This is a genomic window from Enterobacter sp. R4-368, from assembly GCF_000410515.1.
Taxonomy (GTDB): domain Bacteria; phylum Pseudomonadota; class Gammaproteobacteria; order Enterobacterales; family Enterobacteriaceae; genus Kosakonia.
In genome coordinates, this window is the sequence record NC_021500.1 from 4,322,987 (window position 1) to 4,345,043 (window position 22,057).

Below are 22,057 nucleotides of genomic sequence, written 5' to 3' on the forward strand. Positions count from 1 at the left end.
TTGCTGCCCTGCAATTATTTATTAGAAATTATATTTCACACCGACACGATAACGGGTCTGACGCTCATCGGTATATTTGCTGCCGGAAACGTTGCCCACGGCAATATACGGAGACCAGTTTTTATCAAGTTTGTATGTCAGTTTGAGATCGTGCGTCCAGTCGTAGTTTTCATTATCTGCAATCAGTACGCCGGCGGACGTGGCATGTTTGTAATCCAGCTCGTAATCGAGTTGGTAATCACCGAAAATTTTCCATGACACCGCAGCCGTCAGGTTATAGCCGTTTTCGCTGGTATCTTTTGCCGTACCGATGTTGTTGGAGTTACGTTTGAAGTACGGGCGGTAACGCAGCGTTGCGCCAACGTCATTGCTGAAGTTCACTTTGCCGCGCAGGTACGGGCGATAACTGTTCGACGTGGAGCTACTGTCGAGTGAGAAACCCGGCTCAATCTGGAAGGTGGGGTTAATTTTATAGACGTAGCTGGCCACCACTTCGGTACCATTACTTACCGTCTCGTGATACGCCTTATCTTTATTTTGTGAACCTTTCCATTTGCCTTCCAGCGATAAACCAAAACCGTTAGCAAAACGGTGCGACATTAATAAACGATCTTTGTGATTATTACCGCCGCTATCATTTAATTCGTGGCGATAATCAAATGTTACCGCCTGGGCGGCAATACTCATAAAAGGTACAGTAACTAATAACAAAGTGCGCAACATAATATCCCCTATTATTTATAGTCAAAAGGTACAAGATGTTCTCTGCGAAAAATGCAGATGGTTTTAATTCAAAGAGGAATGGTTTATTCGCTCTCAGTGCAAATTGATATAATTAGCAAGCATAATAATTATGCCAAATATAGTTTCGGTGCAGTGATTGCTGATAACAACAGCAACGCTCACGTTACTTTTAAAGTGGCGTGTGGTGCCGGGTGCCTCCCGGTGAATTGAGTGCCGATCGCCTCAATCCGTCCATAAAAATGAAACTTTATTGAGAATAACCTCATATCAGCATGACCCCTCCGCTTAGGGGGATTCACCACACAAAATACGGTTTTGTCTGCATCAAGATATCTTTATCCTATCAAGTGGAACGGACTTTTACACATTTTGAAATGATGTTTTGAGACTGAGATCGAACATTTAAAAGTAGAATGAAAATTGTTATTTTGCTGATTATAAAGATAATCCTAATTTATTAAAATTCTTTAAAATCAATAAATTAATCAAAAAATATACAAGGGTGCATGTATGCAACTTTGTAAGGTTTACCCGCCAAATAAATAGCGCAGTAAATTTATTCCTGGAATAAAAGGCGAACATTTGACACAAAATGCAATACACTGAGCACATCAGGGAGAGTATGGAAAGGAAAATCAGGGTGATTTATGTTGTCGCAAACTAAACAAACATTAAACGAGCCAGAATCACGCTTGATCTGACTGAACACATCCCGCACATTCAGGAAAAAAGACCATGCCTCCGTTAGCGGAGAGGAAAATAATAAAACATTACCCTCTGGAGTACCTACATGACTATCTACGGGAAGGATCGCCTTTTCATTTATGGTATTGAGAAAATACTCAGACAACTTAACCGGGAAAAGGGCAGCCGTTTTTGCAGTGGTGCGCCTGCTATATATGTCACCACGGGAATGGACATTGTGGAAATGTACTCGCTGTTTTTCACCCGCCCCCCCGCGCACTACTCTATTTTTATCTCCTCAGAACGCCATTTTGACTCGCTGTCGCTACTTTTCCCTGGTCTTGTGAAACTCTGTCTGGCCGAAAGGTTACGCGTAGAAGAGCTGCGTCAGGCGCTGGAAGTGATGAGTTTGTTATCGGCACAGAATCAGCAGCCGGGTTACAACCACGGCACATTTAAATTCACCAGCGCCGAACAGCAAATTATGCGCCTGCTGCTGCGTGGACATTCGGTGGAGGATATCGCCCGCATTCGCGGTGTCAGCCCGACCACCGTCAGTGTGCAGCGCAACGGGTTAATGAAGCGCACCGGCACCAAAAGTTTGCAGGCGCTTTGTTCGCTCTACACCGCAATGCGCGCATAAAAAAAGCGCCTGGCCGGCGCTTAACAACACAACCTGGTGTGGGCAAACAGCCTCAGCATGTGGCCAGTAAAAAGTCGCTGACGGTCTTCATACACAACGGCCGCTCTTCGACGTGGGGCATGTGGCTTGAGGATTCAAAAATCACCCACTGCGCCCCGGTAATATGGTCTTTGAAGGGTTGCACCACGTCCGGCGTGGCTTCGTCGTAGCGCCCGGAAATCAACAAAGTCGGCACGCGCACTTGCTTTAACCGGTCGATAATCGTCCAGTTTTTCATGCTGCCAATAACGTGGAATTCGGTGGGACCATTCATCGCGTGGTAAACGGTGGGATCAGCCTCCATGGCGTCAAAGGTGCGTTGCACCTCCGCAGGCCACGGGTCGAGCCGACACACATGACGCTGATAAAATACCTGGCTTGCCGCTTTATACTCTGCGCTATCCACCGTACCCGCCGCCTCATGGGTCAACAACGTGTCCTGCACATCCGGCGGTAATTGCGCGCGCAGCTTCGCCGCGCCTTCCAGCCACAGCGCCATCGAGGCCGGTGAGTTGGCAATCACCATCGCTTTCAGCCCCTGTGGCTGCGTCACCGCATGTTCTGCCGCCAGCATGCCGCCCCAGGACTGGCCGAGCAGCGCGTAGTTATCGGCAATTTCCAGCGCCTGCAGCAGATGATTGAGCTCATCAAGAAAAAGACCGGGTTGCCAGAAATCGGGGCTTTTATCCGGCAGATGGGTTGAACGACCATTACCCACTTGATCGTAGTGGATCACCGCCCGTCCGGTTTCAGCGATATCTTTGAACGCATCAACGTAGTCGTGAGTGCAACCGGGGCCGCCATGGGCCACTACCAGCGGCGTCTGCCCGCTTTGCAGATCGCCGCAGATGCGAAACCAGGTCTGATACTCCCGGAAGGGAACGTAGCCTTCGCGAATGGTATACATAGTTGACGTCTACCCTGTTAAGTGAACTGGCTTTCAGGGTAGAACGCCGAAGGCGGCGCTGAACACTAGCAAAATTGCTAGTTATTAGCTGTCGAGCAGACGGTAGTGCAACGCCCGCACCACCGCCTGTACGCGGTTGGTCGCGCCAAGTTTTTTCGCCGCCGTATTCAGATGCAACGTCACGGTTGCCACCGAGCGGTGCAGCTTGCGGGCTATCTCTTTCGCCGTTAATCCTTCGGCTGACCACGCCAGGCACTCGCGCTCGCGGTTGCTTAATTTGACATGGCGGCAAGTGAGCATCGAGGCGTCAAACAGCGGAAAGGCAGACTCCTGAAAACGGTGGGCGATAAAGGTTAATTGCGCCAGCGTGTCGCTGATATCGCGCGCTTGCTGCTGGCTGGCGACAATGCCGGTCAGGGTGACAAACCCGCCGTGCGGCAAATGCAGCGGCACCGTGGCACCGCAGGGCATATTGTGGTCGCGCATGTAATGCGTCACTTCCTGGGCGTTATCATCCAGCCTGCCATGCAGCGCCCCGCTGTCCGGGCGTTGATAGGACCAGACAAACGGCGCGCAGCTCTCCAGCGCGAAGTGCTGCACCGGGTCGACCTGGTAGTAACCGCGCTCGCACCACAAGCGGCGCATATCCTCCGGCACATTACGCATCTCCAGCAGCGACGGCGTGATAAGCGCCCCTTCCAGCGAGCGCGGAACCGGCGTGTAGTCATAAATCACCGCGTCAAAACCCAGCGCCTGCGTCTGGGTAAATAGCCCGGCAAACGCCTCCTCAAGCCTGCTGCCATTAGCAGCAGCAGGGTTTTCAATGTTTATTCGCATCATTCCCCCTCATGGTTGACGGTGCCACGCCACGGGCACGCTTTGTGCAGACTTCTCCCGTAGCGTGAGGAAGGTATGCAATTCCGGTGCCGTCACGCGGGAGAAGCAAAACTAGTATTTTTGCTAACTACCCAGCCTCCATGGATGCCGCTAGCGTAAAGAAAACGCCCGACAAACAAGGCCGGGCGCGGATAACCAGGGGAGTGGCGCACCATCGCGAGGCGTTTTTTTAACCTTACGACCCCGCATGCACCACAGGAGAATGCTGATGCACCGTTACCGTTTTCTGTTATTCCGACCATTGCAGCTGCTGCCGGTGTTGTTGGGGATAAGCATCATCACGTTTGCGATGGTGCGCGCGATCCCCGGCGATCCGGCGCGCATCCTGCTTGGTGTGCGCAGCACGCCAGCGGCACTGGCGCGCATTCGTGCGCAGTTCGGACTGGATGAACCCCTGTGGGTACAGTATGGCTACTTTCTGCGCAATCTGGTGCAGGGCGAACTGGGAAAATCGATCGTCTACCGCATCGATACCCTAAAACTGATTAACTCCCGCCTTGAGCCCACCTTGTGGCTGGTGCTTGGCAGCGTGCTGCTGGCAGTTATTTTTACGGTGCCGTTGGCAGCGCTGGCGGCGCGTCAGCGTGGGCGCATCGCCGACCAGCTTATTCGCCTGTTCACCACCGCCGGGCTCGGTTTCCCCGCCTTCTGGCTGGGCATCATGATGATCATAGTTTTTAGCGTGGTGCTGGGCTGGTTCCCGGTTTCCGGTTACGGCAGCGATTTTGCCGACCAGTTGCACCATATGGTGCTGCCGTGTCTGACCGTCGCGCTGGCGCTGTCGGCGGTGTTGATCCGCAACCTGCGCGCCAGCCTGCTGATGGAGATGAGCAGCGATTACGTGATGGCCGCCAGAGCGCGCGGGCAGCGGGAAAACCGCATCTTCTGGCGGCATGTGTTACCCAACTCACTGGTGCCGACGCTAAACCTGCTGGCGGTGAATATCGGCTGGCTGATTGGCAGCACGGTGGTGATTGAGAGCGTGTTCGCCATTCCGGGCCTGGGGCAACTGCTGGTAAAAGCGATTTTCAGCCGTGACTACATGGTGGTGCAGGGTGTGGTGATGGTATTTGCCCTTGCCACAGTCGCCGTCAACTTGTTGGCCGACGTACTGACGGTAGCGCTGGATCCGAGGGTGAAACTATGAGTGCTATCAGCGTACTGACCGTGTTGCGTCGCCGCGCTATTCCACAGCAGCATGCCCTGGGCGTTGGGCTGTTGATTGTCGGCTTGTGGCTGTGCGTCGCGTTATTCGCCCCGTGGCTGGCACCGTTTGATCCGATAACCCAGGATGCGACCGCCAGCTTGCTGCCGCCAGGGAGCGCACATCTTTTTGGCACGGATAACTTTGGCCGCGACATCTTCTCCCGCGTGCTGTGGGGCGCGCGGGTGGATCTGCAAATCTGTCTGCTGGGCGTTATCTTTCCATTTCTGCTCGGCACCACGCTCGGCGCGCTGTCAGGCTACCTGGGTGGCGCGGTGGATGCGCTGATCATGCGCATTATCGATATCGTTCTGGCGTTCCCGTTTCTGGTGTTGATGCTGGCGATTATCGCCATTCTCGGGCCGGGTCTTGGCAGTTTTTACATCGCGATGGCGATGGTTGGCTGGGTCTCTTACGCCCGGCTGGTGCGGGCGCAGGTATTAACCCTCAAGCAGCGTGATTTTGTGCTGGCGGCGCGTAGCCTCGGCTATGGTCATGCCCGCATTCTGTTTCGCCACTTGCTGCCTAACGCCATGACCGGCGCGCTGGTGTTTTCCATGTCGGATTGCGTGCTGGTGCTGTTAAACGGCGCGGCGGTGAGCTACCTCGGTCTTGGCGTACAACCGCCGACGGCCGAGTGGGGCGTGATGGTGGCAGAAGGGCAGAGTTTTATCACTACTGCCTGGTGGATAACCACCTTTCCGGGGCTGGCGATTGTTCTGCTGGCAATGGGCTTCAGCCTGCTGGCGGATGGTCTTGGCGACAAACTGGGAGCGCGCGTATGAGTTTGCTAAACGTCTCGCAACTGACCATTTCCCGGGGGGATGATGGCGCGCTGGTGGATAAGGTCTCTTTCCGGCTGCAGGCCGGGGAAATGCTGGGGCTGGTGGGCGAGAGCGGTTCCGGAAAAACCGTGACCTGCCGGGCGCTAATGCGACTGCTGCCGGGGCAGGGATTGACGATTAGCGGTGGCGAAGTGTGGTTTGGCGGGCGCGATCTGTTGTCGCTTAGCGAAGCGCAGATGTCGGCGGTGCGCGGACGGGAAATTGGCATGATTTTCCAGAATCCGGCCAGCCACTTAAACCCGGTAATGACCATTGGCGAGCAGATTGCCGAAAGCCGCCGCCTGCATTTCGGCGTTAACCGTCGGCAGGCAAAAGAGGATGCCAAAGAGTTGCTGCGCCAGGTGGGCATTCCCGATCCGCAAAACCGCATTAACAACTATCCGCACGAATTTTCCGGCGGTATGCGCCAGCGCGCGATGATTGCTGTGGCGCTGGCGCCGGAACCGTCGCTGCTGATTGCCGATGAGCCGACCACCGCGCTGGATGTCACCGTGCAGATGCAGATCCTGCGTTTGCTCAGCACCCTGCGCAAGCAGTTAGGCCTGGCGGTGGTGATGATCACCCACGATCTCGGCGTGGTGGCGCAAACCTGCGATCGCATTGCGGTGATGTACGGCGGGCGTTTATGCGAAGTGGGCGGCAAACGTGAAGTGCTGGCGCAGCCGCTGCACCCGTACACGCGCGGGTTAATTGATTGCCAGCCCTCCAGCGAAGGCGGGCAGGGACGGCTGGTCACCATCAATGGACAACCGCCGCTGGCAGGGAGCTTCCCGACCGGCTGCCGCTTTCACCCGCGTTGCCCGCAGGCGAGCAGCGCATGTCAGCAGCAGCCTTCGTTACTGTTCGGGCGCGACAGCCTGACGCACGCGGCGGCGTGCCATCACGCCTTACAGCCACTGACTCAGCGGGAGGGATAATGTCGACACCGGCAAACTGGCCTTTGCTGGAAGCGGATAACGTCTCAGTCACGTTTCCGGTTTCCGGCGGGTTGCTCAGCAAAAAACGCGTGGTCCACGCGGTAAACCAGGTGACGCTCAAAATCCACGCGGGTGAAACGCTGGGATTAGTGGGCGAATCCGGCAGCGGCAAAAGCACGCTGGGGCGGGCGCTGTTGCAGCTAGAAAAGATCAATGATGGTGAAGTGCGTTTCGACGGCCACCGCGTCACTCACGGTCTGAAAAGCGACATCGCGCGGCTGCGTCTGCAAACGGCGATGATTTTTCAGGATCCGTTCGCCTCGCTTAACCCGCGGCAGACAATAGGTGAGAGCATCAGCGAAGTGCTGCGCGTCCACCAGAAAGTGCCGCGCGACCGGATTAGCGCACGGGTTGAAGAACTGCTGACGTTGGTCGGCTTGCGCCCGGAGCACGCCGCAGCCAAACCCGGCCAACTGAGCGGCGGGCAGTGCCAGCGGGCGGGGATTGCGCGGGCGCTGGCGATCGAACCCCGGTTGATCGTCGCCGACGAGTGCGTGGCGGCGCTGGATGTCTCCATTCAGGGGCAGATCGTCAATTTGCTGATGGATCTGCGTGAAAAAATGGGGCTGGCGATCCTGTTTATTGCCCACGATCTGGCGATTGTGCGCCGCCTGTGCGATCGGGTGGCGGTGATGTACCTCGGGCGGATCGTCGAAGAAGGCCCCGCAGAAGCCGTCTTTACCCATCCGCGCCACCCTTATACCGCTGCGCTAGTCTCCGCCATCCCGGAAATCGACCCGGATAAACCGTTGCCGCAGGAGACGCTTACGGGCGAGCCGCCGAGCCCGGTTGCCATTCCACAAGGTTGCGCGTTTCATCCGCGCTGCCCTTACGCGCAGGTGCAGTGCCGCACTGGCGCATTACCCCCGACCCGGCAGATTGCCGATCACGCCTGGACCTGTGTGCTGACGCACGCAGGCGAGAAGAGTGTTTTTCCTTTGACTGAGGGATCCTTTGATGAAGCACAAGCAAGTTAAGTTATTGGCAGCCAGCGTTTTTCTGGCGCTCAGTGTGGTCAGTGAAATGGCGCAGGCGGCTGGCGTTCTGACGATTGGCCGTCGGGAAGACAGCACCACGTTTGATCCGATCAAATCGGCGCAGAACGCGGATAACTGGGTCTTTTCCAACGTTTTTGATCCGCTGGTGCGCGTCGATAAAACCGGCACCAAACTGGAACCGGGCGTGGCGGAAAGCTGGACAATTTCCCCGGATGGCAAGGTCTATACCTTTAAAATCCGCGATACCAAATTCTCTGACGGCACGCCGGTAAGCGCCAGCGACGCGGCTTTCAGCCTGCTGCGCATTCGTAGTGATGAAGGATCGCTCTGGCGCGACTCGTACAGCATTATTGATAAAGCCGAAGCGCCGGATGCGCGCACGCTGGTGGTGACGCTGAAATCGCCCTCTGCGCCGTTCCTGTCACAGCTGGCGCTGCCGAACGCGTCGGTGATCTCCGAGAAAGCGCTGAAAGCCGAAGGCGAAGAAACCTTCGCGGAAAAACCGGTCGGTTCCGGCGCGTTCAGCGTAAAAGAGTGGGTGCGCGGCGAAAAAATCGTGCTGGTGAAGAACCCGAACTACTGGCAGGCGAAGAATGTCAGCCTTGATGAAGTGGACTGGCTGACCATCCCGGATGACAACACGCGTATGTTGAAAGTGCAGGCCGGCGAACTGGATGCCGCGCTGACGGTGCCGTTCTCGCGCATTGCCTCGCTGCAAAAAGATAGCAACCTGAAAGTGGAGCTGGATCCGTCAACCCGCGAAGATCATCTGCTTATCAACCATTCGCACGGCGCGCTTGGCAAAGTAGAGGTGCGCCAGGCGCTGGACTTTGCCATCGATAAAGACGCGATTGTCAAAACCGTGACCTTTGGTTACGGCCAGGTGGCGAACTCCTATATTCCGGCCGGTGCGCTCTATCACTACAACGACAACTTGCGTCGCCCTTACGATCCTGAAAAAGCGAAACAGATGCTGAAAGCGGCGGGCGCGGGCGATCTGACGCTGAATTATGTGGTTAACGCCGGGGATGAGGTGGATGAGCAAATCGCCATTTTACTGCAACAGCAGCTGGCGAAAGCGGGCGTGAAGGTGAACTTGCAGAAAGTTGACCCCAGCCAGAGCTGGGACATGCTGGTGGCCGGTGAGTACGATATTTCGGTGATGTACTGGACCAACGACATTCTCGACCCGGATCAGAAAACCACCTTTGTGCTCGGCCATGACACGAACATGAACTACATGACGCGTTATAAGAACGACAAAGTGAAAGCGCTGGTGGCGGCGGCACGTGTAGAAATGGATGCGAAAAAACGTGAACAGATGTATATCGAGCTGCAAAAAATGGCGAAAGCTGATGTGAACTGGATCGATCTCTACTACAGCCCCTATCGCAATGTGACGCGGAAGAATATTGAAGGTTTCTACCAGAATCCGCTGGGACGTTTCTTCCTTGAAGATACGGTGAAAAAATAGAACAGGCTGCCGGGTGCGCAATGCGTCACCCGGCGTACGCTTAAAACATCACCGTATGCAAGACGGTGCGCACCAGTATCCCGACAATCGCGCCCGGCAGCGCAAAGCGGAACAGACGCACAAAGCGGCTGGCGATGCCGAGAAAGATGCCGATACCGGGCAAGTCCAGCGTCTGCACCAGAAAACCCGCCGAGGCGTTGATTTGCTCAGCCGTTAACTGCCCGTGCTGCACCATTTCGGATGCCACGCCAAAATACGCCGTCCCGCCCGCCAGACATTTGGTTAACGCCAGCAACACATACACCGTCGAAATATGGAAAAACGACAGCAGCGGCGTGAGCAGCGTGGTTAAGGCTTCCACTACGCCCGCGGCTTTCAGTAACCCCACCACCGTTAACGACAGCAGCAGCATCGGTAGTGAACCCAGCGACAAGCGGATGGCATCTGCCCCTGCGCCGTTAATCACCGCAATCAAACCCGCGCGCGGTTTATCCTGGTGCAATTCGCCCTCTTCGTCGCGCAGGCTGGCAGCGGAGAGTTTTCGCCCCGACACATAATAGGTCAGCGTGGAGGCGGCAAGCCCGCCGATAAGCGAAATCACAATCGCCATCCCCCAGTGCAGGCCGAACGGCGTTAGCGGGTAAAAGACGTTGGCCTGACCCATGGCGAACAACATGGCCAGCGTGGCGGCGAGATGGCGGTCGGAGGTGCCTCTTCTTTCCATAATCGCCAGGGCGGCGAGAGGCGCGGCGAAACTGACAAAGTTAAGCTGGATAAGGGCGAAAATCCCCATTCCGCTGATACCAAAAGGTTTCAGAACGGGGGAGGTAAGGCGCACGATGCCATCTAAAACCCCTTTCTCCTCCAGGTATTTCATCATGATGAGCATCACCACCATGATGGGCAGCAAGGTATACAGCGCAACATCTACGGAAACCTTGCCCGCCGACATGATGATTTCAATGATATTCATTACTGACTCCGGTGAATGTTTTCACCGCTATAGTACACCCGGCAACGGTTTGGCCGCCGCTTTCACCCCATTGTATTTACTTATTTTCTTTGCAGAGTCGCCAGTTTTACCCGAGCTACGTGATCTGGTAGGTGGCGCAATAAAGCCCCGCGAAACGTGGCATTCTGCAACAAATACAAAGAGATAGGCCGCGCAATAAAAAGAACGGTCGGCATAGCAGTGGTCGGTGTCGGGAAAATTTCACTTAACGTTCAGCCGATTATGCCGATAACCCAATTTTATGCCTGGAACACAGTGGGATGATTCGAGGTTACCGATGGGACTGAATATTTTTAAAGCACACAAGCAAAAAAAAGAAGCAGAAGAGATTGTGGTGAATGCGCGTTTTAAAGCGCGGCTGGCGGAAGAGGGGCTGGAAGAAGCCAGAAATACATCGTCAACGCTCATCAACACGCTGCTCGATCAGAAGCAACGCTATGCGGATGTCATTATCCCTGAGGCCTTGTCGGTGCTGGAGAAGTGCCAAAAAGTTAACCGGCTGGAGACCAAAGTCTCACAGGATGTGTTAGATAATTTTGCCCGCTACGACGCGCCGCAGTTGCAAACCCAGTCGGTAAAAATGACCGAAATCATTGGTACCGGGGTGAAAGGGACAGCGACCGGCGCGGCGCTCGCCCTCGGCTCGATGAGCGCGGTTTCGACATTCGGCGCGGCCTCTACCGGCACTGCGATCGCGTCGCTTTCCGGCGCTGCCGCCAGTAACGCCACGCTGGCCTGGTTTGGCGGCGGTGCGCTTTCGGCCGGTGGCGCAGGGATCGCCGGTGGCACCATGGTACTGGGCGGCATTGTGCTGGCTCCGGTCGCCATTTTCGCGATGCTGAAATACAGCCAGAATGCGGAAAAAAAACTGACCGAAGCGTATGAATATCGCAGTGCGGTTAACAAGGAAGTGGCAAAAATCAATGCGGTAATCGAAGTAGCGCAGGCCATTAACCAGCATATTTCGCTGTATGCCTCGACCATTGAAGGTATTGCTCAGCGCCTGAAAACAAGTTACCAGATGCTGGATCAGGCACTCTCAACTAACGTTGCGCACGAGCGTGTCGTTTTCCTGAAACTCCAGACCGTACTGCTGGTAAAAGCGATGAAACAGTTGCTGGCAATACGTCTGGTGGATGATCAGAATAGCCCAACGCAGGAATCCGTGACGGTGGTTTCCCATGCGCAGGCCTTCACCGAGGAGCGTGTGAATACGCTGGTGACAAACCTGATCGCCGCAAATGATCACATGACCACGACCAGCGATGTCTCTTCTCTCGCACCTGGCGAGCAGAGCGCGCTCTATTTCTGGCTGGCAGACAGCCAGCGGCGCAAGGCAACTGCCGATGATGATGAACCTTCGTTTCTGGTGTGGATCGTGCTGTGCCTTCTTTTTGGCGCGCTGGGGTATTACCTGCACAGCATTGAGTGGACTTACACCTCGCTTGTTGCCTTTTTGTTCAGTTTCACTGGCTTTTCCGGGGCGTTAGGTCGTCTGTTTAATTTTGACAGCTCAGGGCTGGTGGGGACGGGCATTCTGGCCGTGATGGGATACGCAGCTTATTTATTCTGGTGGGCATAATATGAAAGCACTGTTTAACGCCTCGAAAGTGGCGGCAAAAGCGTCGCCGTTACAAGCGGCCTCGGCGGCGAAAGAGATTTTTGACGCCTGGCGTGATTTACAAAAATACCGTGCGGAGCAGGAAACGGCTCGCCATCAAATCACCAGGGAAACCGATGTGCAAATTGCGCGGATTCAGGCGCAAAAAGAGGTGCTATTGGAGGCGTTGAATCAGGATTTCGCGCTGCGCCAGACCTCGCTTACCCAGACGTTTGCCGTGCTGGACAAAGCGCTGGAAACGAACAATCTGGACCTGTTAGATAAATCGTTAGGCGCGATTGTGGCCATCACCCAGCAATCTTCGGTGGTGTCGCTGAAATCGTTACATGCGACATTGCAGGACAGCCGCAACGTTATCGATCTGTAAACCTGTTTTGCGCCAGAACCGTGCCGCGTTCTGGCGCAATGGCGTTCATAAAAAGTGAATATGCTTTTTGCCATGATCGGGTGAGATCTCAATGCGTGCCCGCACCTGAAACACCTCGGCCAGCATCGCTTCCGTGAGCACCTCGTCCGGCGTGCCGCGCGCCACAATCTGCCCTTTTTGCATCACGATCAGCGCATCGCAGAACATGGCCGCGTGGTTCAAATCATGGATCGCGACAATGCTGGTTACCGGCAGTTCGCTGATAAGGCGCATTAACTGCATTTGATGATGAATGTCGAGATGGTTGGTAGGCTCGTCGAGCAAAATTTCGCTCGGCGCTTGCGCCAGCGCACGGGCAATATGCACCCGCTGACGTTCGCCGCCGGAGAGGCTTTGCCAGCCCTGTTCGCTGTGTTCAAGCATGCCCACGCGATCAAGCGCCGCCGTGACTATCTCATCATCACTGTGCGACCACGGGCTAAACGGCGAGTGGTGCGGAATGCGCCCCAGTTTCACCACATCGCGCACGCGAATGTTGGCTTCCGTCGCCGCATGCTGCTCAACAAACGCCACCCGCTGCGCCAGCGCTTTTTTTCTCAGCGTTGCGACATCGCGGCCATCCAGCATCACGCTGCCGTCATCCGGGCGGCGCAGGCCGGCCAGAATGCGCAGTAGCGAGGATTTCCCTGAACCATTCGGCCCCAGCAGGCCCAGCGTCTGGCCCTTTGCTACCTCAAGCGAGACGTTATCGACAATGGTTTTTTTCCCTGCCCGCCAGCAGAGATTTTTGGCGCTGATACTCATGCGAATTTCCTTGAGCGATAGAGAATAACCGCGAAGAACGGCACGCCCACCAGCGCGGTAACCACGCCAACCGGCAGGCTTTGCGGCGCAATCAGCGTGCGCGAGGCAATATCCGCCAGCACCATCAAAATCGCACCGGCCATCGCACACGCTACCAGTAACTGGCGGTGCAGCGGCCCGATGAAATAGCGCATCACATGCGGCACCACAAGACCCACAAAGCCAATGGAACCCGCCATGCTGACAATGGTGGCGGTGATCAGTGCGGTAACGGAAAAGAGAATCAAGCGTACCGCACCTACCGGAATGCCCAGCGAGGCGGCAGCGTCATCGCCAAAGGTAAAAGCGTCCAGCGCTTTGGCGTGATACAGGCACGCCAGCAGACCAACGATAACCACGACTAACACCAGCTGGAATTCCGGCCAGCGCACGCCGCTGAAACTGCCCAGCAGCCAGAACATCACATCCCGCGCTTGCTGCGCGCTGGCGGAGGTGCTGATGCTGTATGCGGTGATGGCGTTGAAAAGCTGGGACGCCGCGACCCCGGCGAGAATGGTGCGTTCGTTACCGCCGCGCGCGCCGTTAGTCAGCACGGCGACAAACAAAAAGGCGGCAAACGCGCCAACAAATGCCCCGGCAGAGAGCGACACCGCGCCTGCGCCGAGACCTAACACCACCACCGATACCGCGCCGGTGGATGCCCCGGCGGACACGCCCAGCACATAAGGTTCTGCCAGCGCGTTTTTCAGCAGGCTTTGCAGCACCGCGCCGCAAATCGCTAACCCGGCGCCGCAGCAGGCGGCAACCAGTGCGCGGCTTAGGCGGAAGTCCCAAATCACCGTTTCGTGGATACGGTTTAGCGGCTCACTGGTCAGCCCCAGTTTATTGCTGACGGCGTAAAAGGTGGTTCTCAGCGGAATCGCCAGTTCGCCGACGCCGACGCTGACAGCAATCACCAGTGCGAGCAGCACCAGCGATAACAACAAGAGTACCGCGTGCTGCGTTTTTTTAAGCAGTGCCGGGGAGGGCGTGGTCATTTATCCAGCCCCAACTTCTCCAGTTGTGCGCCCACTTGTTCTGCGCCGTAGAACGTACGGATGGTCGGGTTCATCGCCTGGCCGTCCATCACCACGATATGGCCTTTTTTCACCGCCTCAAGCTGGCTGACCGCCGGATCGCTTTTCAGGAATTTGATCTTCTCTTCCGCGCTGTCCAGCGCCCAGCGGTTACGATCGAGACTGGAGACAACAATCACATCCGGGTTAGAAGCAATAATGCTTTCCCAACTGAGTGTCGGCCACTCGCTTTCCGAGGTGATAGCGCTGTGCCCGCCAAGCAGGCTGGCGATATAACCGGAAGCGCTATTCTTGCCGCCGACATAGGCATCCGCCGAGGGCGAGGCGCTGGAGAACCAGAAGACAAACGACAGGTTTTTCTTGCCGTGGCCGAACTTACTGCGCAGCGCCTCTTCGCGCTGTTTAAACCCGGCAATCAGCTTCTCGCCGCGATCCTGTACATCGAAAATTTCGGCCAGATCGCTGATCTCTTTATAAAGCAGCGACGGGTTCCACAGGGTATGGCGGCTACCGTAAATATCGCCGTTATCCTGTTTGGTTGCGCAGACTCCCGGTGAGAGATAACTGTTTGCGCCAATGGCGGACAAATCTTCGCGCTTCGCCACTTTGCTGTCCGGCCCCAGCAGGATCGGCAACTGGGCGGCCACGAAATCGGGCTCCTGGGCAATGATCGACTCAAGCGTTGGGATCTCGACCGTCAGCACTTTCACTTTGGCATTCTGCGCGGCAAGCTGCGGCAGCACTTTGGTCGGCCAGAACGCGCTGGCCACCATTTTGTCCTGCAAACCAAGCAGCAGCATGATTTCTGCCGTGTTCTGCCCCAGCGCCACCACGCGCTGCGGCGCTTTGTCGAACGTAACCTGCACTCCGCAGTTTTCAATGGTCAGCGGATAATGGGTGGCTTGCGCCAGAGCGGAACCCGCAAACAACATCCCCAGTGCAAACAACGATTTTTTAAACATTGGCATCATCATGACCTTGAGAAAGTATTAGTTTTGTAAATGCAAATCATTCTTATGGCGGCTCTTATACCGAGCGGCATGGGCCTTGTCAATATGGGGGATTATCAATGAACACCTTGTTTTCAATGTGTGTTTAAAGAGAGTTGCCAGCAGGAAATTTCCCCGGTATTAAAGACCCTTGCGCGTTTTGCTGACCTGGATCCTTCATGCTTGCCCAAATTTCTGCCCCGTCGAAAGTGACCTCGCCGTATCTGCTCGCCGGTAGCCAGCTGATTTTTAATATCGGTTTTTATGCGGTGGTGCCGTTTCTGGCGATCTATCTGCGCGACGATTTGCTGCTTTCTGGCTCGTTGATTGGCTTGATCATCGGTCTGCGCACTTTCTCTCAGCAGGGCATGTTTTTATTAGGCGGCGCGTTATCCGACCGCTTTGGCGCAAGGATCATTATTCTGTGCGGCTGCGTGGTGCGTATCAGCGGGTATCTGCTGCTGGCGTTTGGCGGGGAGCTGCTGCCGGTGGTACTGGGCGCCTGTTTAACCGGCGTTGGCGGGGCGCTGTTTTCCCCGTCCATCGAAGCGCTGCTGGCGAAAGCGGGCACGCAGAGTGAAAAAGCGGGAAAGCGCAGCCGCGCTGAGTGGTTCGCGCTGTTCGCCATTTGCGGCGAATTGGGCACGGTGCTCGGGCCGCTGCTGGGTTCGCTGCTTGCCGGTTTTGGTTTCCAGCGCGTGGCGCTGGCCGGAGCGGGCGTGTTTATGGTTGCGCTGCTGGTGCTCTTTTTCTGTCTGCCGGGTGGCAACGGGAAAACGGAAACGCTGCATGTGCTACCGTGGTGGAAAACTTTTCGCAAACCGCGTTTTGTCGCGTTTATGGTGGCCTACAGTGCTTATCTGTTCAGCTATAACCAGCTTTACCTGGCGTTGCCGGTTGAGCTGAGCCGCTCGGGCAGCAGCGAGAAAACCCTCGGCCCGCTCTTTATGCTGGCGTCGGTGCTCATCATCACGTTACAGATGCCGCTGGCGCGGCTTGCCCGCCGTGTTGGCGCGGCACGCATGTTGCCGGTGGGGTTTGCGCTACTGGCTGCGTCATTTATCAGCGTTGCACTGTTTGCCGCGACGCCGGCACCGGAAACCTGGCAGCGCTATGTACCCGCCGCCTGCATGGTGACGCTATTAACGCTCGGGCAAATGCTGATTGTTCCGGTGGGGAAAGATCTGGTGCCATGGTTCGCGGATAACCAGAACCTCGGCGCGCATTATGGCGCACTGGCGTCGATGGGGGGCGTGACGGTGCTTGCGGGAAACTTCCTGTTAGGTGGGCAACTGGATAACGCGCTGACCCCTTCTGCGGCAGCGAGTATCGCCTGGTTGTGGCTGGCGCTGATCCCGTTGCTCAGCGCACTGGCCATGATATTTATCTGTCGCCCGATGGCGCAACACGCCGGGCGTTAGCTGCCTGGCGTGGCGTAACCGCCAGCGATAAACCACGTCAGAAAGGCGACGGCGACAATAAAAACCAGGATAGGAAACGCAATACCAATTCTCATAACACCTCGTTACGCTGTCGCCAGCATGAACACGCACCAAACCGCATCGTCTGCGGGCAGACAACGTTAGCACAAACGCGGGCAAAAAATTACCGCATCAGCGGTTAAAAACGGCTGCGATTTGCCTGCTCGACGGTAATTTTCAGGTAGCTACTGGCGATATGCTCGCGAAAATAGTTTTCCTGCTCGTGGCTCATCAAAAATGCCTGCCAGGTTTTGGGGGGCACGCCAAGATATTGCTCAACCCGGCCGTTGCTGTGTTCAAGCTCAAGTACGCAGGAGTTTGGATCGTATCCGGCGGCGCGCAGCGCGCGGCAGGAAAGGGGATGTCTTTTCATAATGTGTTCTGCTCAACGTCAATGTCAAAGTGGCACTTCTGCTATTGCTATCGGCAGTGGACGCGGAAAATTTACACTGCGGCCAGGGATTTAGCGGCGTGCCGTTTAACCAGCGTTTACTAAAAGGGGGGGCAGGCACAGAACGGGATGCGCATTGCGCGTCGTTTCACGGTGTGAATCAGACGCCGGCAGGACGTTGCACAGCATGATCGCAGCCGTCCGGCTGTGACATGCACTTATTCGCTGTTCAGCGCGGCAAACCGGTGCGCAGAATGCCATGGTGCGGATTAACGAAAAGGGAAACCTGGCACAGTGATGTCATGGGGTAATTCATGCCTAAGCGGTGCCCTCACTAAACAGGAGAGCACTGTTTCGCGTCGAGCCGGGCTGCACGATCCGGTTAGCTGAGTAACGAGATCCAGTCGCTGGGTATATCAGTAAAAAAGGTGGCTTCCTGCGTGGCTGTTCTGGTGCCAACAATAACGTATTGGCTTAAGTCAGGGTTCGCGTCGGTTAAAATATAGTACGGCTTGCGTCCATACATATGCCCTTGATCGGGCAGTTGTGCTCCCACGCTGCCGTCGAGATTAAATTCAAAAAACAGCGCACTCTTCGGGGCGGTGATGCGATATTTATGTTTGCCATAAGAAGCGCCATCTTCAATACAGGAGGTCGAGACAGAATCCCCTTTAGAATTACTTATGATGTAACCGCCAATATCCACAAGGTTTTTAAAACCGTTGGTGACAATAAGCTGCTGAATATAGGCAATTGCCTGGGCTGGAGTTCGCCCGCGGCACGATTCAATGCGCGGTTGGAACCCGGTTTTTTGTATTTCTGAAATAACACGGTTATCACCGCGATAATAAATAGATGGCATCTCTTTATCTCCTCATGATTACGATGGGTGTTTATCGTGCACTGCTGGTATTTAATTTTGGTTATCGGATGCGCATCAAAAAAAACAACGCGCCTCTCACTGGAGATAAACGGTCGGTATAGTGACGTCATATTTATATCAACCCATTTGAGCTGATTTAAATATTATCCGCTACCTTGTGTTCATCCGATAATCACTTAAAGATAACGGTGGAAATAAAAAAACAAATCGGGTTTTTGGCGTAGACCTTTTATCCGGGGAGGGTAACGTATCCATTTGATTGCATAACTCTGCGCGTGCGCGGAAAGCACAAACATAATCCAAACGGTCAGAATGTAGGTAACTTACTGAATAGAAGTGAAAAAATATTGAAATGGCACCCCGGCTAACAAAAAAGTGCTGGCGAACTCGCGCCAGTTTTTTATGGGCTGCAAAGGAGCGATCGTTGCATCGCAGGTCTGTTTATTCGTCCTGTTGGGTAGAAACTACAGACGTTTTTTCAGCGTTCCGCTTTATAAGTGCCCGCACAACAGGGATTGCGTAAACCACAAACAATAAACAGTTTGCTGCAAATAACAGTGAAGTGTAAATATTGATCGCCAGGAAGGAGTCCAGTGAGCTGATTTTTACTATTACATCCAGTATTAACCTGAAGAACAGGCTGGAAAGATAATAGTGCGCGTAAGACAGAAACATGAAACAGAATAAAATGGTGTAGTTATCGCTATCGTTTGTTTTTCTTATGCTGAATGAGCAATAGTAACGATTTAGCAAAAACAATAGTTCTTTATTGTTTGATACAAATAACAGTGCTGCAAACACCGAGCACATGACTATTGTGAAGACATTCTGCACCTGGTACGTGAAAGGTAAATCTGCCATTACCGTAGAATATGAGTAGGCGTAATAGCCAATCGATAAAACAGACAGCAGTAACAATATTTTTCGTATCATTTTTCTCATCCACGGTTTCCCGCTCAAAACACATTCAGGTATTTGCATTGCCAAAGCATTGGCCCACCGATATGACTAACGGCACACCGCCTGTAAACTTTATGCATAAATTGCAGGCGCGAAGATAAGAAGGTGTCGTAAAGCGCAGTACACCGATGAGTAACATCGTGCGCAAAGGACTGACATTGTTGGTTGAAAAATCGCCAGATGTCATGCGCCTTCGTTGGCATGACAGCCATTTCATCACCATGTGACGTTAAAACGGCAGCGTCACAGAACGCGGACTTACACAAAAAGCGGGAAGCGCGCGCGGTACTCAAAACACAAGGTATGCGAGGAAGGCTGTTTTGCCTGGCACATTTCTGAAACAATGCGCGTTACGTTTCACAAACCGAACAGGTGAACAGATGGACAGAGTGATGGCGGTGGTGGTGTTTAATCGCATCTGCGAGCTGGGAAGCCTGAGCGCCGCTGCGCGGGCGCTGGGTATTTCTCGCCCGATGGTTAGCCGCTACCTTGATGAGATGGAAAAATGGGCGGGCGCCCGGCTTATTCATCGTTCGTCTCGCCGCCTGACGCTTACGCCTGCCGGGGAAAATACGCTACTAAAGACGCGGCAACTCGCGCCGCTGTTTGGCGATATCGAAGGGCAATCGACGCGGGAAACACCCTCCGGCACATTGCGTGTCGCCTGTGCCCACTTCACGGCCAGCCACATTATCGGGCCGGTACTGCCGGATTTTCTGGCGCGTTACCCGGCGTTAAGAATCGAAGTCGAAGTGGGAAACCACCCGGTCAACCTGATTGGTGAACGCATCGATTTGGCGATTCGCATCACCAATAACCCGGAAGCAGGGGCGATAGCCACCCGTCTCGGCGAGTGCCGCTCGGTACTTTGCGCATCGGCGGATTACCTGCGTCTGCACGGTACTCCGCACACGGTACACGAGCTTGAGCACCACAATTGTCTTCACTATAGCGGTTTCGCCGGGCAGTCGTGGCACTTCACCGACAGCGCACAAAACACGTGGCAAGTGATGGCGAACGGTAATCTGAGCGCGGGGATCTCGGCGGTGCTGCGCGATGCGGCGATTGCCGGGTGCGGGCTGGCGCTGGTGCCGGAACGGGAAGCGCAGGAGGCGCTGAATAATGGCCAACTGGTCAGGGTGTTACCCGATCTCGAACCGCAACGATTGGGGATTTATGGCCTGTATCAGTCTCGGGAACATCAACACGCCGCGCTGCGGTTGTTTATTGATGCTATCCGCCAGCAGTTAACCAGCGTGCCAGAATAAATAGCCATTTTATGTGGGGAATTCGCCGGGTAATAACGATGAAAAATCTAAAGATAATAGCGGTGTTGCGTACTCGTGCTGGCAATGCGCGGCAGCGCCATTGTTTTCCTTAGGTTTAATCTCATCATTAGCATTTAATTATTTGTGCTGTTGAGGCCAGTCTTATTTTTTGGTCAGCTATTGACGGCTGCGGTTATTTATCGGTTAAATGAAAGCCCGCCCGTTGTGAGTGAAACTAAAATGGTGATGATGAACCTGGCCTTGATAGGCGTGCTGCTGATCGTTATCGCGTATTCTTTTTACAGGCACTTTCGACTTGTACGCTCAAGAAAAGTGGGTCAACCGCGTAAATACGGCAAGAAGACTTAACGGTATTTAATGTGAATTGCCTTTTTATCGATGGGATAAAAAGGCAATTTCATGTTGCGTCCTGGTTTTTATTTTGCTGAGTGTTGTAGTTATTTTTCTTTCTTAGCCGTAAGCGACCATTCTATTTATTTGCTCGCCCGGCGGCATAAAAAGTGGATCTTCACTCGTACTCTCATTTAATGTGGAGTCGGTAAAGGAAAAAATGCTAAACGCATAGAAAATGTCAATCTTTGTACTCGCGGAGATTTTCTTTTTTATGTTGTCCTTGTGCGATGAAACGGTTTTTTTATTGATGTTTAATAGCGTTGAAATCTCCTCGTCACTTTTTTCGAAAATCATCTCTTTAAGAATCGCAATTTCGCGCCTTCCCAGACGGATCGTCTTAACATGCTGGCTGACTCTTCCGTAAACAAATTCGGTTAATATGTCCATTAAAACGCTGACCGGAACTTTATCGGGTATCACAATCATAGGTGTATGTGCCAACGTAAAGGGTATAAAATTACCTTTGGTTACCACTAATGTTCCCCGGCCAGAATAAGGAGCTGTAAAGTTAATTCCAATGTGCAAACCACTGCCGTTTCTGATTTCATTAACTAATTGCGTGATGCCTTTTTTGGTATAAGAGCAGGTGATTTTGCATAATATGACATCTATTTTTCTTTCCATATTACACCCTCCTGGAGCGTCTGGATGTGCGTGTGTAAAATTTGCAGTTTGAAATTTTTCTCAATCCTTTGTGGTGTTCTTCTATGTCTTCTTTGATCTCTATCATACTGCTAAAAAATTGTTAACTGAGGATTATCTTATTTTTATTTTTAAGCGAAATGTGCATCCGTTGAGATAATTTGGTTTCGCTGAGGAATCTCCCATTTGTTTTCATATTGTCGAGGAATGTCCTATTTTGCGATCCGTTTTTGCGATGGCGATTTAAAGTGCAGATGATCCCAAATAAATATGAGGACAGGATTATGGTGCTTTTAAAATACATTATTATCGCTTTCGTATTTGTTATTTCTGAAATTTGCTACGCAGCGCCCGCAGAAGAAGGAAAAGCCGCCGGGGAGAATGCAGCGGAATATGCAGTTGGCAGTTCAGCCGTCACCGGCGTGGCAGTTGTTTCTGCCGTAGCCGGTTTGCTTTTATTATCAATGGGCGGGGGAGATAACGGCAGCAATACCTCAACCAGCACAACGACGACGACTACGCCTGCCAATTAACGGTGACGCTTTTTTAATTCGCCACGCCAGGGCTTTTGAGGATTTAAAACACAATGTCTGATCGCACCGGAAGGTGTGAGGGGACGCGTCATCCCGACGCGAGCCGACAGCCGATCGGCACGCGGAAGGTGAGCATAGTGCGAGTTGCGGGAGCTGCAGGAATGGATAAGGGGGACGCAGTGGCCCCCCTTATCTTGTTCATGA

At 54.0% G+C, this 22,057-nt stretch carries 22 protein-coding genes; 11 read left to right on the plus strand and 11 right to left on the minus strand.

The genetic code is table 11. From position 1 onward, the window contains the following. Positions 1-21: 21 nt before the first annotated feature. A complete protein-coding gene (locus H650_RS20145) occupies positions 22-723 on the minus strand; it encodes an oligogalacturonate-specific porin KdgM family protein (RefSeq protein WP_044489587.1) in 702 nt (233 codons plus the stop codon). An 811-nt stretch (positions 724-1,534) separates the two neighbouring features. Here H650_RS20145 and H650_RS20150 point away from each other — a divergent pair. Continuing rightward, entirely contained in the window at positions 1,535-2,071 is a 537-nt protein-coding gene (locus tag H650_RS20150; protein WP_020456886.1) for a helix-turn-helix transcriptional regulator, read from the plus strand. Positions 2,072-2,123: 52 nt separating this feature from the next. Here H650_RS20150 and H650_RS20155 read toward each other — a convergent pair whose 3' ends face one another. Further along, positions 2,124-3,017, minus strand: a complete 894-nt coding sequence (locus H650_RS20155) for a proline iminopeptidase-family hydrolase (RefSeq protein WP_020456887.1) — start codon at positions 3,015-3,017, stop codon at positions 2,124-2,126. Between the two features lie 84 nt (positions 3,018-3,101). Beyond that, complete coding sequence (locus H650_RS20160; protein ID WP_020456888.1) at positions 3,102-3,857, minus strand: LuxR family transcriptional regulator; 756 nt, start codon at positions 3,855-3,857, stop codon at positions 3,102-3,104. 265 nt (positions 3,858-4,122) lie between these two features. Between H650_RS20160 and H650_RS20165 the strand changes: the two genes are divergently transcribed. The 5 genes from H650_RS20165 to H650_RS20185 are packed head-to-tail and all read left to right on the plus strand — an operon-like array spanning position 4,123 to position 9,412. After that, positions 4,123-5,061 carry an ABC transporter permease gene (locus H650_RS20165; RefSeq protein WP_020456889.1) on the plus strand — a complete coding sequence of 313 codons (939 nt, stop codon included), beginning with the start codon at positions 4,123-4,125 and terminating at the stop codon, positions 5,059-5,061. After that, on the plus strand, positions 5,058-5,903 hold the full coding sequence (locus tag H650_RS20170) for an ABC transporter permease (RefSeq protein ID WP_020456890.1): 846 nt from the start codon (positions 5,058-5,060) through the stop codon (positions 5,901-5,903). The genes H650_RS20165 and H650_RS20170 overlap by 4 nt, the downstream gene beginning before the upstream one ends. Continuing rightward, a complete protein-coding gene (locus H650_RS20175; protein WP_020456891.1) occupies positions 5,900-6,880 on the plus strand; it encodes an ABC transporter ATP-binding protein in 981 nt (326 codons plus the stop codon). The genes H650_RS20170 and H650_RS20175 overlap by 4 nt, the downstream gene beginning before the upstream one ends. After that, positions 6,880-7,917 (plus strand): ABC transporter ATP-binding protein, encoded by a 1,038-nt coding sequence (locus H650_RS20180; protein WP_020456892.1) that lies wholly within the window; start codon positions 6,880-6,882, stop codon positions 7,915-7,917. The genes H650_RS20175 and H650_RS20180 overlap by 1 nt, the downstream gene beginning before the upstream one ends. After that, a complete protein-coding gene (locus tag H650_RS20185; protein WP_020456893.1) occupies positions 7,898-9,412 on the plus strand; it encodes an ABC transporter substrate-binding protein in 1,515 nt (504 codons plus the stop codon). The genes H650_RS20180 and H650_RS20185 overlap by 20 nt, the downstream gene beginning before the upstream one ends. Before the next feature lie 40 nt (positions 9,413-9,452). Here the strand turns inward: H650_RS20185 and H650_RS20190 are convergent, their stop codons facing one another. Next, on the minus strand, positions 9,453-10,385 hold the full coding sequence (locus H650_RS20190; RefSeq protein ID WP_020456894.1) for a nucleoside recognition domain-containing protein: 933 nt from the start codon (positions 10,383-10,385) through the stop codon (positions 9,453-9,455). Positions 10,386-10,701: 316 nt separating this feature from the next. Between H650_RS20190 and H650_RS20195 the strand changes: the two genes are divergently transcribed. Continuing rightward, positions 10,702-12,006: a hypothetical protein gene (locus H650_RS20195; RefSeq protein WP_020456895.1), complete on the plus strand. Its 1,305-nt coding sequence runs from the start codon at positions 10,702-10,704 to the stop codon at positions 12,004-12,006. A gap of 1 nt (position 12,007) precedes the next feature. After that, positions 12,008-12,412, plus strand: coding sequence for a hypothetical protein (locus H650_RS20200; protein ID WP_020456896.1), 405 nt, complete (start codon positions 12,008-12,010; stop codon positions 12,410-12,412). A 45-nt stretch (positions 12,413-12,457) separates the two neighbouring features. On the opposite strand, the gene eitC is transcribed toward H650_RS20200, so the two are convergent. The 3 genes from eitC to eitA are packed head-to-tail and all read right to left on the minus strand — an operon-like array spanning position 12,458 to position 15,254. Continuing rightward, positions 12,458-13,216, minus strand: coding sequence for a siderophore ABC transporter ATP-binding protein EitC (gene eitC, locus H650_RS20205; RefSeq protein ID WP_020456897.1), 759 nt, complete (start codon positions 13,214-13,216; stop codon positions 12,458-12,460). Then, on the minus strand, positions 13,213-14,253 hold the full coding sequence (locus tag H650_RS20210) for a FecCD family ABC transporter permease (protein WP_020456898.1): 1,041 nt from the start codon (positions 14,251-14,253) through the stop codon (positions 13,213-13,215). The genes eitC and H650_RS20210 overlap by 4 nt, the downstream gene beginning before the upstream one ends. Then, the gene (gene eitA, locus H650_RS20215; protein ID WP_020456899.1) at positions 14,250-15,254 is read right to left on the minus strand and encodes a siderophore ABC transporter substrate-binding protein EitA; all 1,005 of its coding nucleotides are present in this window, start codon (positions 15,252-15,254) and stop codon (positions 14,250-14,252) included. The genes H650_RS20210 and eitA overlap by 4 nt, the downstream gene beginning before the upstream one ends. A 206-nt stretch (positions 15,255-15,460) precedes the next feature. Between eitA and H650_RS20220 the strand changes: the two genes are divergently transcribed. Continuing rightward, on the plus strand, positions 15,461-16,702 hold the full coding sequence (locus H650_RS20220; RefSeq protein ID WP_020456900.1) for an MFS transporter: 1,242 nt from the start codon (positions 15,461-15,463) through the stop codon (positions 16,700-16,702). Here the strand turns inward: H650_RS20220 and H650_RS25790 are convergent. From H650_RS25790 to H650_RS20235, 3 genes are all read right to left on the minus strand, one after another. After that, the gene (locus H650_RS25790; RefSeq protein ID WP_017455774.1) at positions 16,699-16,797 is read right to left on the minus strand and encodes a YoaK family small membrane protein; all 99 of its coding nucleotides are present in this window, start codon (positions 16,795-16,797) and stop codon (positions 16,699-16,701) included. The two genes, H650_RS20220 and H650_RS25790, sit on opposite strands and share 4 nt — an antisense overlap. Before the next feature lie 104 nt (positions 16,798-16,901). After that, entirely contained in the window at positions 16,902-17,135 is a 234-nt protein-coding gene (locus H650_RS20230) for a KTSC domain-containing protein (RefSeq protein ID WP_020456901.1), read from the minus strand. Between the two features lie 400 nt (positions 17,136-17,535). After that, a complete protein-coding gene (locus H650_RS20235) occupies positions 17,536-18,015 on the minus strand; it encodes a hypothetical protein (RefSeq protein ID WP_020456902.1) in 480 nt (159 codons plus the stop codon). 1,361 nt (positions 18,016-19,376) lie between these two features. On the opposite strand from H650_RS20235, the gene H650_RS20245 reads away from it, so the two are divergent. Beyond that, entirely contained in the window at positions 19,377-20,264 is an 888-nt protein-coding gene (locus H650_RS20245; RefSeq protein ID WP_020456904.1) for a LysR family transcriptional regulator, read from the plus strand. Positions 20,265-20,735: 471 nt separating this feature from the next. On the opposite strand, the gene H650_RS20250 is transcribed toward H650_RS20245, so the two are convergent. Next, the gene (locus H650_RS20250) at positions 20,736-21,302 is read right to left on the minus strand and encodes a LuxR C-terminal-related transcriptional regulator (RefSeq protein ID WP_020456905.1); all 567 of its coding nucleotides are present in this window, start codon (positions 21,300-21,302) and stop codon (positions 20,736-20,738) included. Positions 21,303-21,604: 302 nt separating this feature from the next. On the opposite strand from H650_RS20250, the gene yjbE reads away from it, so the two are divergent. Beyond that, positions 21,605-21,853, plus strand: coding sequence for an exopolysaccharide production protein YjbE (gene yjbE / locus H650_RS20255; protein WP_020456906.1), 249 nt, complete (start codon positions 21,605-21,607; stop codon positions 21,851-21,853). Positions 21,854-22,057 lie beyond the last annotated feature (204 nt).